Genomic DNA, 15,863 nt, shown 5'->3' on the forward strand with positions numbered 1-15,863 from the left:
GCAGGCGTAGGCCGTCAGACGACCGTCGCCCCCCTTGAACAGCCAGTTTCCGGCCGGTGGTGAGCTACGGCGGGAGCCCGGTCCGCCCGGGGGTGCGTCCTGTGCCGCGCGGACGGAACTGGCGCCCCGTATTCCGCTTTTGCCTCGGACCACGCCGCTCTTCACCCTTCTGCCGAGAATGCCCTGCTCAAGCGGCCGCGCTCTTCACCGGAAAGAACCAGCCACTCGAAAGTGTGTCTTATGATGCACCCCATCGATAATAGAAGGGCCCTGCCTCCATGACCGACCTGCCCTCTGCCACCTCTCCTTCCTCCCGGCGCAGGCGGCGGCGCGGCGGCAGGCGTGCCCTGCGGATCGTGCTGCTGACGGTGGCCCTGCTCATCCTCGCCGCGGCCGGCGGAGGCTGGTGGGCGTACAGCCACCTCAACGGCAACATCGACAGTGTCGACCTCGACCAGGCCATCGGCGACAACCGCCCGAAGAAGGTCGTCGCGGGTGCGCAGAACCTCCTCGTGCTCGGCTCCGACTCCCGCGCCGGAGCCAACGGGGACCTCGACCACGGCGACGTGAGCGGGGCCCGCTCGGACACCGCCATGCTGGTGCACATACCCGAGGGCCGGTCCAAGGCCACCGCGGTGAGCATCCCGCGCGACACCCTGATCAGCCGGCCCGAATGCAAGGACGGCGACGGCAAGACCGTCAAGGCGGCCAACCGGGTCATGTTCAACTCGGTCTACTCGCTGGCCGGTCCGGCCTGCGTGGTCAAGACCGTGGAGCAGATGTCCGGCATCCGCGTGGACCACTTCGTCGAGGTCGACTTCGCCGGCTTCAAGGGCCTGGTGGACGCGCTCGGCGGGGTCACCGTCACCCTGGACAAGCCGATGAGCGGCGCGAAGGGCGGGCTCAAGCTCGACGCGGGCACGCACCGGCTGAACGGCACCGACTCGCTCAAGTTCGTCCGTACCCGCTACGGCTACGGGGACGGCAGCGACCTCGGGCGCATAGGCCTCCAGCAGCAGTTCATGATGGCGATGCTGTCGGAGATCAAGAAGCAGGACGCCCTCGGCAACCCGGCCCGGCTCTACAAGCTGGCCGACGCCGGTACGAAGTCGCTCACGACCGACTCCGACCTGGCCTCCCTCACCTCCCTGGCCGACTTCGCCCAGAGCATGAAGGGCGTGGACCCGGACACCATGGAGACGATCATGCTGCCGGTCGCCTACGACAAGGTGGACCCGAACCGCGTGATCGTCGCGGAACCGCAGGCGGGCAAGCTCTGGGAAGCCCTGCGCACCGACCAGAAGATCCCGGCGGAGGCCAAGAACTCCCCCGCCAAGGGCTGACGGCGCGCCGCACGACGAGCGGGCCGTACGGGAGAGTCTCCCGTACGGCCCGCTTTCGTACCTCGGCCCGTCGGCCCGTGCTGCTTCCCGTACCTCTAGTACTTCGCGTCCACGCCTTCCCGGCCGAGGCGGCTGTGGCTGCGGCCGTACAGGAAGTAGACGATGAAGCCGATGACCATCCAGATGCCGAAGCGGATCCAGGTCTCGGCCGGCAGGTTGAGCATCAGCCAGAGCGAGGCGGCGATCGACAGGATCGGGATCACCGGCACCCACGGGGTGCGGAACGCCCGGTGCAGGTCAGGGCGGGTCTTGCGCAGGATGATCACGCCGAGGGCGACGAGCACGAAGGCGAACAGCGTGCCGATGTTCACCAGTTCCGCGAGCTTCTCAAGGCTGGTGAAGCCCGCGACGATCGCGATGATCCCGCCGAGCAGCATGGTCGCGCGGTACGGGGTGCGGTACTTGGGGTGGGTCACGGAGAAGACGCGCGGCAGCAGTCCGTCACGGCTCATCGCGAAGAACACGCGGGTCTGGCCGAGCAGCAGGATCATGCTCACGGTGATCAGGCCGACGGCCGCGCCGAGACTGATGGCACCGGAGAAGAAGGGCTGGTTCACCGATTTGAAGGCTTCGGCCAGTGGCGCGGTCGGAGACATCTCCGAGTACTTCTGCATGCCGGTGACCACCAGCGTCACGGCGACGTAGAGGAAGGTGCAGATCAGCAGGGAGCCGAGGATGCCGCGCGGCATGTCCCGCTGGGGGTTCTTGGTCTCCTCCGCCGCGGTGGCCACGACGTCGAAGCCGATGAAGGCGAAGAAGATGAGGGAGGCCGCCGTGAAGATGCCCATGACGCCGAAGTTGGTGGGCGCGTAACCGAACATCAACTGGACCAGCGGCGCGTGCAGCCCGCTTCCCGCCTCCTGTGGCTGGGCCGGAGGGATGAACGGCGAGTAGTTGTCGGCCTTGATGAAGAACAGGCCCGCGACGATGACCAGCAGGACCACGAACACCTTGATGGCGACCACGATCGCCGTGATGCGCGCCGAGAGCTTCGTCCCGACGACCAGGATCACGGTCAGCACCAGGATCAGCAGGAAGGCCAGCAGGTCGAAGCTTCCTCCCGCGTCCGGCCCCTCCAGCGCCTTGGGCAGGTCCCAGCCCAGGTTGGTGTGCATCAGGTGGCGCACGTAGCCGGACCAGCCGACGGCGACGACGGCGGTGCCGAGCGCGAACTCCAGCACCAGGTCCCAGCCGATGATCCAGGCCGGCAGCTCACCGATCGAGGCGTACGAGAAGGTGTACGCCGATCCGGCCACCGGAACGGTGGACGCGAACTCGGCGTAGCAGAGCGCCGCGAGGGCGCAGACGATGCCCGCCGCCACGAAGGCGAGGGACGTGGCGGGTCCGGCGTTGTTCCGGGCCGCGATGCCCGTGAGGACGAAGATGCCGGTGCCGATGATGACACCCACACCGAAAACCGTCAGGTCCCAGGCGGAGAGCGACTTCCGGAGCGCGTGTTCCGGCTCCTCCGTGTCACGGATGGACTGCTCCACCGTCTTGGTGCGGAAGACGCTGTTCAGGTCCTTGCTCACCGACGCACCTCCGACAGGTGACGACGCACACGAACGGGCCGGGAGGCCCACCCCTCAAGGGTGATCTCCCGGCCCGTGACGTGCAACCGCGCGACCGGCCGTGAGCCGGTCACCGCCGGAGCTAGTCGACCGCGGCGGCCGGCTCGCTGTCGTAGCGCCCGTCCAGCTTGGCGACCAGGCCGGTGACCTGCCGGGCGATGTCCGGGGCGGTCAGACCGATCTCGGCCATGATCTCCTTGCGCAGCGCGTGGTCGAGGAAGCGCTGCGGGATGCCGAAGTCGCGCAGCGGTACGTCGACGCCCGCGTCGCGCAGGGCCTGTGCGACGGCGGAGCCCACACCGCCGGTGCGGCCGTTGTCCTCGACGGTGACGACCACGCGGTGCCGCTCCGCGAGCGGGGCCAGGGCCTCGTCCACGGGCTTGACCCAGCGGGGGTCGACGACGGTCGTGGAGATGCCCTGCTTGTCGAGCAGGTCGGCGATCTCCAGGCACATCGGGGCGAGCGCGCCGACCGAGACGAGCAGTACGTCCGGACGGGTGACCTCGACGCCCGGGGCGCGCAGTACGTCCATGCCGCCGATCCGGCCGACGGCCGGGACGGCCGGGCCGACGACGCCCTTGGAGTAGCGCACGACGGTCGGGGCGTCCTTGACCTCGACGGCCTCGCGCAGCTGGGCGCGCAGCTGCTCGGCGTCGCGCGGGGCGGCCAGGCGCAGGCCCGGGACGATCTGGAGGATGGACATGTCCCACATGCCGTTGTGGGAGGCGCCGTCGTCACCGGTCACGCCGGCGCGGTCCAGGACGAAGGTGACCCCGCACTTGTGCAGGGCGACGTCCATCAGGACCTGGTCGAAGGCGCGGTTGAGGAAGGTCGCGTAGACCGCGAAGACCGGGTGGACGCCGCCGGTGGCCAGGCCCGCCGCCGAGGTGGCGGCGTGCTGCTCGGCGATGCCGACGTCGTAGATCCGGTCCGGGAAGGCCTCGGCGAACTTGTTGAGGCCGACCGGGTGGAGCATCGCGGCGGTGATGCCGACGATGTCCGCCCGCTCGTGGCCGAGCTTGACCATCTCGTCGGCGAAGACGGAGGTCCAGCTGGCCGCGGCGGTCTTGACCGGCAGGCCGGTGTCCGGGTGGATGACGCCGACCGCGTGGAAGCGGTCGGCCTCGTGCTCCAGGGCCGGGGTGTAGCCGCGGCCCTTCTGGGTGAGGCAGTGCACGATGACCGGGCCGCTGAAGCGCTTGGCGCGCTGCAGGGCGGACTCCAGGGCCTCGATGTCGTGGCCGTCGATCGGGCCGATGTACTTCAGGCCCAGGTCCTCGAACATGCCCTGCGGGGCGATGAAGTCCTTGAGGCCCTTCTTGGCGCCGTGCAGGGTCTCGAAGAGCGGCTTCCCGACGACCGGGGTGCGCTCCAGGAGCTCCTTGCCGCGGGCCAGGAAGCGCTCGTAGCCGTCCGTGGTGCGCAGGGTGGCCAGGTGGTTCGCGAGGCCGCCGATGGTGGGGCCGTACGAGCGCTCGTTGTCGTTGACCACGATGACCAGCGGGCGGTCCTTGGCGGCGGCGATGTTGTTCAGCGCCTCCCAGGCCATGCCGCCGGTCAGCGCGCCGTCGCCGATGACGGCGGCGACGTGGTGGTCCTCGCGGCCGAGCACCTCGTTGGCCTTGGCCAGGCCGTCGGCCCAGCCCAGAACGGTGGAAGCGTGCGAGTTCTCGATGACGTCGTGGTCGGACTCGGCGCGCGAGGGGTAGCCGGAGAGGCCGCCCTTGCTGCGCAGGCCGCCGAAGTCCTGGCGGCCCGTGAGCAGCTTGTGGACGTAGGCCTGGTGGCCGGTGTCGAAGAGGACCTTGTCCTTGGGCGAGTCGAAGACCCGGTGCAGGGCGATCGTCAGTTCGACCACCCCGAGGTTGGGGCCGAGGTGCCCGCCGGTCTTGGAGACGGCGTCGACGAGGAAGGACCTGATCTCGGCGGCGAGCTGGTCGAGCTCCTCCTGGCTGAGCCGGTCCAGATCGCGCGGTCCCTTGATGCGGGTCAGCAGCACCCGTGCCTCCTTGCAGTTGCTTGCTGGTCTGTCGAGTCTAATGTTCCGCTCGCGGCGGTGGTCATCGGGCGGTCCCTGGTGGGTCACGCCTTTGTCATACATCTACACGGCACCGCTCGGTCACACATCCCAAACGGGCGTATACCCGCACAGTCGTACGCACATATGTACGCACGGATGCCCGGCGCCACACGAAGTGGCGCCGGGCACTGTGACCGGTCTTACCGCAGCGGGCGCGGTGTCAGGCGCGTCCGGCCGTCTTCTGGGTCTTGCGGGTGACCGAGTCGATCACCACGGTGGCCAGCAGCACCGCACCGGTGATCATGTACTGGATCGGGGTGGCGATGCCCTGGAGAGCCAGACCGTACTGGATCGAGGTGATGACCATGACACCGAGGAGGGCGTTCCAGGTCCGGCCCCGGCCGCCGAAGAGGCTGGTGCCGCCGATCACGGCCGCCGCGATCACGTTCATCAGCAGGTCGCCGGCGCCGGCGCTCTGGTTGGCCGCCGCGATCTTGGAGGCCCAGAACAGTCCGCCGATGGCGGCGAAGGTGCCCGCGATGGCGAAGACCGTGATGCGGATGCCGGTGACGTTGATGCCCGCGCGCCGGGAGGCCTCGACGCTGCCGCCGAGCGCGAAGATGCTGCGTCCGAACGAGGTGCGGCGCAGGACGAAGTCCGTGCCGACCAGCACGAGCACGAAGAGCACCACCGCGAGCGGGAGGCCCTTGTACTGGTTGAACACCGCGGCGGGGCCGAAGGTGAACAGGGCCAGCAGGCCCGTGCGCAGCGCGATCTCGCTCACGGGGCGGGACGGGACCCCGGCGGCCTCGCGGCGCCGGTTGTCGAAGTAGCTGGCCAGGAAGTACCCGATCACCGCGACCGCGGCGAGGCCGTAGCCGGCCGCCACGTCCGTGAAGAAGTACGTGGTGAGCTGGCCCACCGGACCGTCGGGGTCGATGTTGATCGTGCCGTTGCTGCCGAGGATCTGCAGCATGGCGCCGGACCAGAAGAGCAGGCCGGACAGGGTGACCGCGAAGGCCGGTGCGCCGATCCTGGCGAAGAAGAAGCCGTGGATTGCGCCGATCAGGGCGCCGGCGGCGACCGCCGCCAGGATCGACACCCACTGGTTGACCCCGTGGGTGACGGCCAGGACGGCGAAGAGGGCACCCGAGACACCGCTGACGGAGCCGACCGAGAGGTCGATCTCGCCGAGCAGGAGCACGAAGATGATGCCCACGGCCATCATGCCGGTGGCGACCATCGTGATCGCGATGTTGGTCAGGTTCTCCGGGGACAGGAAGTTCGCGTTCAGTCCCTGGAAGATGCCGCAGATGACGATCAGGCCGATGACGACCGGGACGGAGCCCAGGTCGCCGGCCTTCATCTTGCGGCCGAACTCGCTCAGGTAGCCGGACAGGCCCTGCTCGCGCACGAGCAGGCGCGGGTCCACCGCGGGGATGGCGTCCGCCGGGGCGGCGGGGTTGGCCAGCTTGGCCACCTCTTCCGCCGAGGTGTGGTGTTCGGTGCTCACTTGCCGGCCTCCCCGGTGCGGGCCGCGCGGCGGGTCACGGCGTTGTCCGTGGCACCCGTGATGGCGGAGATGATCTCTTCCTGCGACGTGTCCTTGACGTTGAAGACGCCGTTGTTGCGGCCCAGCCGCAGAACCGCCACCTTGTCGGCGACGGCCTTCACATCGGCCATGTTGTGGCTGATGAGGATGACGGCGTGGCCGCGCTCGCGCAGCCGCTCCACCAGGTCGAGGACCTGTGCGGTCTGCTCGACGCCGAGGGCCGCCGTGGGCTCGTCGAGGATGACGAGCTTGGGCTCGCCGAGCATCGAACGGGCGATCGCCACGGTCTGGCGCTGACCGCCGGAGAGCGAGGCGATGGGGATGCGGACACTGGGGATCCGGATGGACAGGGTGGTCAGGAGCTCGCGGGCGCGGCGCTCCATCTCGACCTCGTCCAGGACACCGCGGCGCTTGAGCTCGCGACCCAGGAAGAGGTTGCCGACGACATCGATGTTGTCGCACAGCGCGAGGTCCTGGTAGACCGTCGCGATGCCCAGGTTCTGGGCGTCGTGGGGCTTGCTGATCGAGACCGGCTTGCCTTCCCACTCGATGACTCCGTCATCGATGGGGTGGACGCCGGCGATCGTCTTGACGAGCGTGGACTTGCCGGCGCCGTTGTCGCCGACCAGGGCGACCACCTCGCCGGAATGGATCTCGAGCTCTACGTCGGTGAGCGCCTGGACGGCACCGAATCGCTTCGAGACCCCTCGCAACGCCAGCACGGGCGCAGCGGACACATGAACCATCTCCTTCGCCGCCTGACCGGCGGGGATGTCGTGCAGTAAGTGCAGGAGCGGGGTGGGGTGGGGGAAATCGTTTCTGCCCGGCGCCCCGCGGGTGGCGGGGAAGGAGGGGGCGGGGCGCCGGGCAGGCGCGGGGGTCCCGGTGTCCGGAGGCCGCGGGGGCGGGCCTCCGGCCGGCGGGACGACGGGGCCTGGGTGAGGCCCGGGGCCCGGGTGGGCCCGGAGGGCCTACTTCAGGCCGAGGGTGGTGCAGGCGGCCGCGTACTTGTCGGTGCAGATCTCGTCGGCCGTGTAGACACCGTCCTTGATGACAGTGTCCTTGATGTTGTTCTTCGTCAGCGAGACGACGGGGACCAGGACCGAGGGGATGCCCTTGGTGGTGGGGCTGTCGACCTTGGAGGTGGTGACACCGTCGAGCTTCTCGCCCTTGGCGAGCGCGACGGCCATCTTCGCGGCGGCCTCGGCCTCGGGGGCGTACGGCTTGTAGACGCTCATGAACTGCTCGCCCGCGACGATGCGCTGCACTCCGGCGAGTTCCGCGTCCTGGCCGGTGACCGGGGGCAGCGGGTCCATGCCGGCCGCCTTGAGGGCGGTGATGATGCCGCCGGCCATGCCGTCGTTGGCGGAGTAGACGCCGACGATCTTGTCCTTGCCCAGCGCGGAGATGGCGCCCGCCATGTTGGTGTTGGCGTTCTCCGGCTTCCACTCCTTGGTGTCGTACTCCTTGCCGATGGTCACCTTGCCATCGAGGACGGAGTGCGCGCCCTTCTTGAAGAGGGCGGCGTTCGGGTCGGTGACCGAACCGTTCATCATGACGATCTGGCCGGATCCGGCCTTGTCGCCCAGGGCCTCCAGAAGGGCCTTGCCCTGGACCTTGCCGACCTCTTCGTTGTCGAAGGAGGTGTAGGCGTCGATCGGACCCTCGGCGAGGCGGTCGTAGGCCACGACGGGGATGCCCGCCTCCTTGGCCTTCTTGACCGAGCCGGCGATGGCCTTGGAGTCCACCGCGTCGACGACGAGGACGTTCACCTTGTTGGTGATCATCGTGTCGACCTGGGAGTTCTGCGTGGTCGCGTCCTGCTTGGCGTTGGCGTAGACCACCTCGGCCTTGCCGCCGGTGAGTTCGGCGACCTTCTTCTCGAAGAGCGGCTTGTCGAACTTCTCGTAACGCGCGGTCTGGTTCTCCGGCAGCAGCAGACCGATCTTGATCGCGCCACCCGCGGCGGCGGAGCCGGACTCCTTCGGCTTCTCGCCGGCCTCCTTGGCGCTGCCACAGGCGGCAAGGGAAGCGGCCATGGCGGTGGCGGCAACGGCAACGGCGGCTCTGCGCATACGCGTGTTCATTTCCTGAACCTCCCTGACGAGGCCGCAACATTGCGGCCGAGGTGGACGTGAGTCAACCTCGGCCGCAGTTTGCCGTCAAGGAGTGAATCCTTAACGAGATGACAACGGTGCCATCCGTTATCTAACTGAAGGCAAGAGCTTGAGGGTCGGCGAACCGGCCAGAAGGGTCGAATCGCCCATCTCGCTCAGCACCAGGGCCAGCGCCCCCAGCACCTCGGCCCGGCCGCCCAACGACCCCGTGAGCACGGAGAGTTGACGTGCCGCGCTGGGGATCGCGTATCTCCCCACGGACTCGCGTATGGGGGCCAGGATCAGCTCACCGGCCTCCGCCAGCGAACCGCCGAGCACCACACGGCTGGGATTGAGGACGTTGCACAGGTTCGCGACACCACTACCCACATGGCGGCCCACGTCGGCGATCACGCGCCGGCAGCCCGGGTCGCCCTCCCGGGCCAGCTCGACCACGCGCTCCATGGTGAGCTCGGGCCCGTGCGTGCTCTGCAGCAGCGGCAGTACGTACCGGGCCGCCGCGAAGGTCTCCAGGCAGCCGCGGTTGCCGCAGCGGCAGACCGGGCCCGACTCGTCCAGGGTGATGTGCCCGATCTCGCCGGCGGTGCCGCCGGGCCCCCGGTAGATCTGCCCGTTGATCACGAGGCCGGCGCCGACGCCGCTCGCCACCTTGATGTACGCGAGGTCCTTGACCCCCCGGCCGCTCCCCCACACCAGCTCCCCGAGCGCTCCGAGGTTGGCGTCGTTGTCCACGTACACGGGCACGCCGAGGCGCTGCGAGAGCTCCTGGCGCGGGTTGATGCCGGCCCACCCCGGCAGGATCGCGGTGGAGCCCAGGGTCCCGGACTCCACGTCGATGGGGCCGGGCACGCCGAGCCCGACGCCGATGACCTTCTCCAGGCCCACCCCGATGCCCGCGATCAGCTCTCCGACCAGTGCTTCCGCCCGGTCGAAGCCGTCCGCCCAGGAGGCGTCCACGTCCAGCGGGGCCGACTCCTCGGCCAGGACCTGGTGGGCGAGGTTGCCGACGGCCACCCGCAGGTGGGTGTGGCCGAAGTCCACGCCGATCACGATGCCCGCGTCACCGCTGAGGGAGACGCTGCGCGCCCGCCGGCCGCCGGCCGAGGTGTCCGTGACCTCGACGGTCCCACCGTCCTTGAGCTCGCGGACGATGTTGGAGACCGTGGCCGCCGACAGTCCGGTGGACCGGGCGATCTCCGCCTGGGTCAGCGAACCCGCGAGCCGCACCGCCCGCACGACCCGTTCGAGATTCGCGCGGTGCAGTGAAGACTGCGATCCGGGAGTCTGCACGACTCATCCACTCCTGCCCATTAGCGACGGCTGACCGTCGCCCCCCGAGCCGGCGGTCGCGGCTTGGTGCTCCGAGACCCCGGCGTCTCTCCAACTTGTGAACCTTAAGTCGAGCCTTTGGCCCTCCAGACGTCAAGAGGCTGACACAGAACGAATCGGTCACTACCGGTCATAAGTATGAGAGACATCCCTCTGGATCGTGTTACGGTCGCTGAGGCAACCGGTTCTCTGCGGCTTTTCGGCCGGATCGGGTGCCCCGTGATGACGGCGCTACGCAAGGAGGTGTTCGGGATGAGTCCCGATCGAAGTCTTTGCAGCGCTCTCGTCGGCTGACCTGATCAGCTGATCTCGTCTCCCTTCTCCCCCTTCCTTTCCTTCCGCATGCCCCGGCGCCCCCGCCCGGCATGCGTCATCCATGCCCATCGGCGTGCCCGACGGCCTGTCGCGCCGTCCCGCGCCGACCCATGATCACTCCACGTGACCGCGCGGCTTCGCGCTGCCCGGACGCGCTGGAGGGAGGTATTCGTCATGACCATGCTCACCCCCCGTACCCCGACCAAGCTCGCACCGCCGGGCAAGGGCCGCCGCGAGCGCAAGGCCGCCGAGCTGGAGACCCGTACCCGGCTCGCCGGAGAGCAGCTCGCGGGCTTCAGCTCCCGCCCCGGCGTCTCGGTCCTCCAGGAGCTCGGCGCCACCCGCAGCGGTCTCACACACGCCGAGGCGGCCCTGCGCCTGGAGCGGCACGGCGCCAACGTCGTCGCCCACGAGCGCGCCCCGCGCTGGTGGTTGCAGCTGGCGAAGGCGTTCTGGAACCCCTTCATCGGCGTCCTCGTCTTCCTCGCCGCCGTCATGTGGTGGCAGGACCCGGCCGATCCGGGCGTCGTCATCCTCTCCGTGATGGTGGCCGTCAGCGGACTGCTGCGCTTCTGGCAGGAGTTCCGCTCCGGCCGGGCCGCCGACGCGCTGAAGAAGCTCGTCACCACCACCTGCGCGGTGCAGCGCCGGGCCGGCAGCGGCTCGGCGCCGACCACCTTCGAGGTGCCCATGGACCAGGTGGTCCCGGGCGACGTGGTGAAGCTGGCCGCCGGCGACCTGATCCCGGCCGACCTGCGGCTCATCACCTCCAAGGACCTGATGGTCGGCCAGGCCGCGCTGTCCGGCGAGTCCCTGCCGGTCGCGAAGGCCGACACGCGTGCGGACGACCGGGGCCAGTCCGAGACCGCCGACCCGGTCGAGGCCGACAACCTCTGCCTGATGGGCACCTCGGTCACCTCCGGCACCGCCACCGGCGTGGTCGTCGCCACCGGCGCCGACACCTACTTCGGCTCGATGGCCGGATCGCTGGTCGGCGAGCGCCCGCAGACCAACTTCGACAACGGTGTGCGCAAGGTCAGCTTCCTGCTGATCCGCTTCATGCTGGTCATGGTCCCGGTCGTGTTCGCGATCAACGGCCTCACCAAGGGCGACTGGGACGAGGCCTTCCTCTTCGGCATCGCCGTCGCCGTCGGCCTGACCCCCGAGATGCTGCCGATGGTGGTCTCCGCCAACCTGGCGCGCGGCGCGGTCGCCATGTCCCGGCACAAGGTCGTCGTCAAGCGCCTCAACGCGATCCAGAACCTGGGCGCCATGGACGTCCTCTGCACGGACAAGACCGGCACCCTCACCGAGGACCGGATCGTCCTGGACCGCTACCTGGACGTGCACGGCAACGAGGACGACGAGGTCCTGGAGTACGGGTACCTCAACTCGCACTTCCAGACCGGTCTGAAGAACCTGATGGACCAGGCGGTCGTCAACCGCGTGGACGAGGCCGAGGAGGTTGTCGTCGACGCACGGTTCTCGATGGTCGACGAGATCCCCTTCGACTTCGCCCGCCGCCGGATGTCCGTGGTCCTGGACCGCAACGGCAGCGTGGGCGCGGTCGGCCGCCCCGAGCACGTCATGATCACCAAGGGCGCGGTGGAAGAGGTCCTGGACCTGTGCACCCACATGCGGGACCGCGGCGGGAAGGTCGAGCTCACCGCGCAGCTGCGCGCCCACGTCACCCGCATCGCCGAGGAGAACAACCGCCGGGGCCTGCGCGTCCTCGCCGTCGCCACCCGCACGGTGAGCACCCCGCGCGAGACCTACTCCGTCGCGGACGAGGACCGGCTGACCCTGGTCGGCTTCCTCGCCTTCCTCGACCCGCCGAAGGCCGACGCCGCCCGCGCCCTGCAGGCCCTGGCCGACAAGGGCGTCGCGGTCAAGGTCGTCACCGGCGACAACGACCTGGTGGCCGCCCGGGTCTGCGCGGACGTCGGCATCGACGTCGGGCACGTGGTGCTCGGCACCGAGATCGACCCCCTCGACGACACGGCGCTGCGCGCGCTGGCCGCCCGTACGACCGTCTTCGCCAAGGTGAACCCCGTCCAGAAGGCCCGCATCGTACGGGCCCTGCAGGCCGAGGGGCACACCGTCGGCTTCCTCGGGGACGGCATCAACGACGCCGCCGCGCTGCGCGACGCCGATGTCGGCATCTCCGTCGACACCGCGGTCGACATCGCCAAGGAATCGGCGGACATCATCCTGCTGGAGAAGGACCTGACCGTCCTGGAGCAGGGCGTGATCCAGGGCCGGACCACCTTCGGCAACACGATCAAGTACATCAAGATGACGGCCTCGTCGAACTTCGGCAACGTCTTCTCGGTCCTGGTGGCGAGCGCGTTCATCCCGTTCCAGCCGATGCTCGCGATCATGCTGCTGGTGCAGAACCTGGTCTACGACATCGCCCAGCTGGCCACGCCGTGGGACCGGATGGACGAGGAGTACCTGCGCAAGCCCCGCAACTGGGACGCCAAGGGCATCGGCCGGTTCATGGTCTGCATCGGCCCGATCAGCTCGATCTTCGACATCGCGATGTTCGTGATCATGTGGAACGTGTTCGCGGCCGACAGCGAGGCGCACCAGGCGCTGTTCCAGTCCGGCTGGTTCATCGAGGGGCTGCTCTCGCAGACCCTGATCGTCCACATGATCCGTACCCGGAAGATCCCCTTCATCCAGTCCCGCGCCTCCTGGCCGGTGATGGTGATGACCGTGCTCGCGGTGCTGACCGGGCTGTACCTGCCCTTCTCGCCGCTGGCCGGCTCGCTGGGCTTCGTGCCCCTGCCGGCGGGCTACTTCCCGTGGCTGATCGGCGTGCTGCTGGCGTACTGCACGCTCACGCAGCTCCTGAAGACCCTGTACATCCGCAAGTTCGGCACCTGGCTGTAGAGCGCCGCACGGAAGGAGGGGGAGCCGATGCTGCTCGACGAATGGGAGATGGCCGGGCACCTGGCCGCCGCGCTCGGCTTCGGAGCGGCGATCGGCCTGGAGCGGCAGTGGCGCGCCCGGATGGCCGGACTGCGGACGAACGCCCTGGTGGCGGGCGGTGCGGCGCTGTTCGTGCTGCTCTCGCAGTACGGGTTCATCGGCGCCGTCTCGGAGGTCCAGTACGACGGCTCCCGGGTCGCCGCCCAGATCGTGTCGGGCATCGGCTTCCTCGGCGCCGGCGTGATCATGCGCGACGGGCTGAGCGTACGGGGCCTGAACACGGCCGCCACCCTGTGGTGCTCGGCGGCCGTGGGCTGCCTGGCCGGCACCGGGATGTTCGTCCTGGCCGCCTTCGGCACGGCGGGCGTGGTGGGGGCCAACCTCCTGCTGCGCCCGCTGGGCCGGCGCCTCGACCGCGAACCGCGCGGCGGGGCGGAGGTGGCCACCGACTTCCACTTCGAGGCCGTGTGCCTGGAGGCGGAGGAGGCGCACATCCGCCGCCGGCTGGTCGACGCGCTGGGCCGGCCGGGCTACGCGCTGCGCTCGATCCGCAGCCAGGACGGCCCGGAGGCCGGCCTGGTGACGGTGTCCGCGCTGCTGACCGCCGAAGGGGCGGCGGGGGGCCGGATGCTGGAGGAAGCGGTCAGCAACCTCTCGCTCGACCCCTCCGTCTCGGCGGTCAGCTGGTCGGTCGTGCCCGACCCGACGGCCTCCTCAGGATGAGCGGGGCGGCTACTTGAGGGTGGCCGAGGTCAGACCGGCCTGGATCTGCCGCTGGAAGGACAGGTAGACCACGAGCATCGGGATCATCGCGATGGTGACGCCGGCGAACAGCACCGGCAGGTCCGTCTCGTACCCCATCTGGTACTGCAGCTGGATCAGGCCCTGGGTGAGCATGTAGCGCTCGGGGTCCGATCCGGTCTGCGGCTGCATCAGGACGGAGGGCAGGATGTACTGGTTCCACTGGCCCAGGACATTGAATATCCCGACGCTGATCAGGCCGGGCTTGGCCATCGGCAGCATCACCTGGAAGAAGATCCGGGTGTCGGAGGCCCCGTCGATCACCGCCGCCTCGTGCACGGCCGTCGGCAGCGTGCGGAAGAACGAGTGCATGAAGAAGACGGTGAAGGGCATCGAGTAGGCGACGTACACCAGGATCAGCCCCTGGTACGTGTTGAGCATGTCCAGGCGCTTGACCATGAAGAACAGCGGGACGAGCGCGAGGAACACGGGGAACATGGCCCCGCTGACGAAGAAGTAGTAGAAGAGCCGGTTCCCCGGGAACGGGTAGCGGGCCAGCACGTACGCCGCCATCGAGCCGAGCAGCATGGTCAGCGGGACCGAGAACACCATCACGATCAGCGTGTGGGCGAAGTAGTCGCCGATGCCCTTGTCCCAGGCCCGGGAGAAGGCGTCGAAATGCCAGTTGGACGGCCAGCTGAGGGCCGAGCCGCCGATCTGGGCGTCGGTCTTGAACGAGCCGAGCGCCAGCCAGATCAGGGGCAGGACGATCAGTATCGCCCAGACGGCGAGGAACCCGTGGGAGAAGACGTTCAGCACCATGCCGTCGGAGGCGCTCCTCGCGCCCTCCTTGGGCCGGCCGCTGCCGCCGGACCGCTCGGCCGAAGGCTCGCCCGGCGCCTTGATCACTGTGGTCATCTTGGTCTCCCGCTCAGAACTCGATGCGCTCGCGGCGGGTGGCGCGCAGCGTGACGACGGAGAGGATCATGGTCAGGACGAGCATGACCACGCCCATGGCGCAGGCGTAGCCGCTCTTGCCGAAGTAGAGGAAGTTGCGCATCAGCACCGTGGCCATGACCTCGCTGTGGTGGTCGGGACCGCCGCCGAACTGGCCGGAAGTCATGGTCGACACCAGCACGAACATGTCCATGGCGGCGATGCCCAGGTAGACCGCGGAGGTCTGCACGGAGTCCCACAGCAGGGGCAGCGTGACCTTGAGGAAGGTCTGGGCGCGCCCGGCTCCGTCGAGCAGGGCGGCCTCGTAGATGTCCTTGGGCACGGACTGCATGGCGGCCGAGAAGAGGACCAGGTAGAAGCCGACCCCGTGCCAGACCACCACCAGGAGCAGGCACCACAGCACGAGGTTCGGCTGATTGAGCCATTCGACGGGGTGGGCCGGGTCCACCAGGCCCAGCTTGGTGAGGAATCCGTTCAGCAGGCCGCCCTCGTCGCTGCGGTACACCGCGCCGAACAGCACGGCGAGGATGGCGAGGGACAGCACCTGCGGGAAGAAGTAGACGATCTTGTAGACGGAGGAGCCGCGGACGCCGCGGACCCCGCCCGCTCCGCTGCGCCCTCCCGCGTTCACCATGAAGGCGAAGAAGAGGGCCAGCAGGATGGTGACGGTCGGGACGAACACCAGGAGCAGCAGGTTGTGCCACAGGGCTCCGCGGAAGACCTCGTCCTTCATCAGCGCGGAGTAGTTGTCCAGGCCGACGAAGTCGAACGTGGGCGACTGTCCGGACCAGTTGGTGAAGGAGTATCCGAACGTCTGGATGTACGGCCAGATGACGAAAGTCAGGTACAGCGCGAGCGGCAGGATGAGGAAGCCGGCGATGAAGCCGATCCTTCCCTTGCCCTGGGCTACTTGGCTCATGGTGT

At 68.9% G+C, this 15,863-nt stretch carries 11 protein-coding genes; 3 read left to right on the plus strand and 8 right to left on the minus strand.

What is annotated here, in order from left to right; genetic code table 11:
- The first annotated feature begins 278 nt into the window (after window positions 1–278).
- Window positions 279–1,343 (plus strand): LCP family protein, encoded by a 1,065-nt coding sequence (locus ACFY1T_RS20350; RefSeq protein ID WP_390789349.1) that lies wholly within the window; start codon window positions 279–281, stop codon window positions 1,341–1,343.
- Window positions 1,344–1,438: 95 nt separating this feature from the next.
- Here the strand turns inward: ACFY1T_RS20350 and ACFY1T_RS20355 are convergent, their stop codons facing one another.
- From ACFY1T_RS20355 to ACFY1T_RS20380, 6 genes are all read right to left on the minus strand, one after another.
- Entirely contained in the window at window positions 1,439–2,935 is a 1,497-nt protein-coding gene (locus ACFY1T_RS20355) for an amino acid permease (RefSeq protein WP_390789350.1), read from the minus strand.
- A 121-nt stretch (window positions 2,936–3,056) separates the two neighbouring features.
- Window positions 3,057–4,973: a 1-deoxy-D-xylulose-5-phosphate synthase gene (gene dxs, locus ACFY1T_RS20360; protein ID WP_390789424.1), complete on the minus strand. Its 1,917-nt coding sequence runs from the start codon at window positions 4,971–4,973 to the stop codon at window positions 3,057–3,059.
- A gap of 241 nt (window positions 4,974–5,214) precedes the next feature.
- Window positions 5,215–6,474 (minus strand): sugar ABC transporter permease, encoded by a 1,260-nt coding sequence (locus ACFY1T_RS20365; RefSeq protein ID WP_390789425.1) that lies wholly within the window; start codon window positions 6,472–6,474, stop codon window positions 5,215–5,217.
- 29 nt (window positions 6,475–6,503) lie between these two features.
- The gene (locus ACFY1T_RS20370) at window positions 6,504–7,292 is read right to left on the minus strand and encodes an ATP-binding cassette domain-containing protein (RefSeq protein ID WP_030863128.1); all 789 of its coding nucleotides are present in this window, start codon (window positions 7,290–7,292) and stop codon (window positions 6,504–6,506) included.
- Window positions 7,293–7,517: 225 nt separating this feature from the next.
- Window positions 7,518–8,633: a sugar ABC transporter substrate-binding protein gene (locus tag ACFY1T_RS20375; protein ID WP_383337625.1), complete on the minus strand. Its 1,116-nt coding sequence runs from the start codon at window positions 8,631–8,633 to the stop codon at window positions 7,518–7,520.
- 117 nt (window positions 8,634–8,750) lie between these two features.
- Window positions 8,751–9,953, minus strand: a complete 1,203-nt coding sequence (locus ACFY1T_RS20380; RefSeq protein WP_030154513.1) for an ROK family transcriptional regulator — start codon at window positions 9,951–9,953, stop codon at window positions 8,751–8,753.
- 528 nt (window positions 9,954–10,481) lie between these two features.
- Here ACFY1T_RS20380 and mgtA point away from each other — a divergent pair.
- Window positions 10,482–13,202 carry a magnesium-translocating P-type ATPase gene (gene mgtA, locus ACFY1T_RS20385; RefSeq protein WP_390789351.1) on the plus strand — a complete coding sequence of 907 codons (2,721 nt, stop codon included), beginning with the start codon at window positions 10,482–10,484 and terminating at the stop codon, window positions 13,200–13,202.
- 27 nt (window positions 13,203–13,229) lie between these two features.
- A complete protein-coding gene (locus tag ACFY1T_RS20390; protein WP_390789352.1) occupies window positions 13,230–13,964 on the plus strand; it encodes an MgtC/SapB family protein in 735 nt (244 codons plus the stop codon).
- A gap of 9 nt (window positions 13,965–13,973) precedes the next feature.
- Here ACFY1T_RS20390 and ACFY1T_RS20395 read toward each other — a convergent pair whose 3' ends face one another.
- Window positions 13,974–14,900: a carbohydrate ABC transporter permease gene (locus tag ACFY1T_RS20395; RefSeq protein WP_390789353.1), complete on the minus strand. Its 927-nt coding sequence runs from the start codon at window positions 14,898–14,900 to the stop codon at window positions 13,974–13,976.
- Window positions 14,901–14,913: 13 nt separating this feature from the next.
- Window positions 14,914–15,858 carry a sugar ABC transporter permease gene (locus ACFY1T_RS20400; protein WP_327133968.1) on the minus strand — a complete coding sequence of 315 codons (945 nt, stop codon included), beginning with the start codon at window positions 15,856–15,858 and terminating at the stop codon, window positions 14,914–14,916.
- Between the last annotated feature and the right edge of the window lie 5 nt (window positions 15,859–15,863).

This window comes from Streptomyces sp. NPDC001194 (assembly GCF_042896985.1).
In the GTDB taxonomy this organism is placed as follows: Bacteria; Actinomycetota; Actinomycetes; order Streptomycetales; family Streptomycetaceae; genus Streptomyces.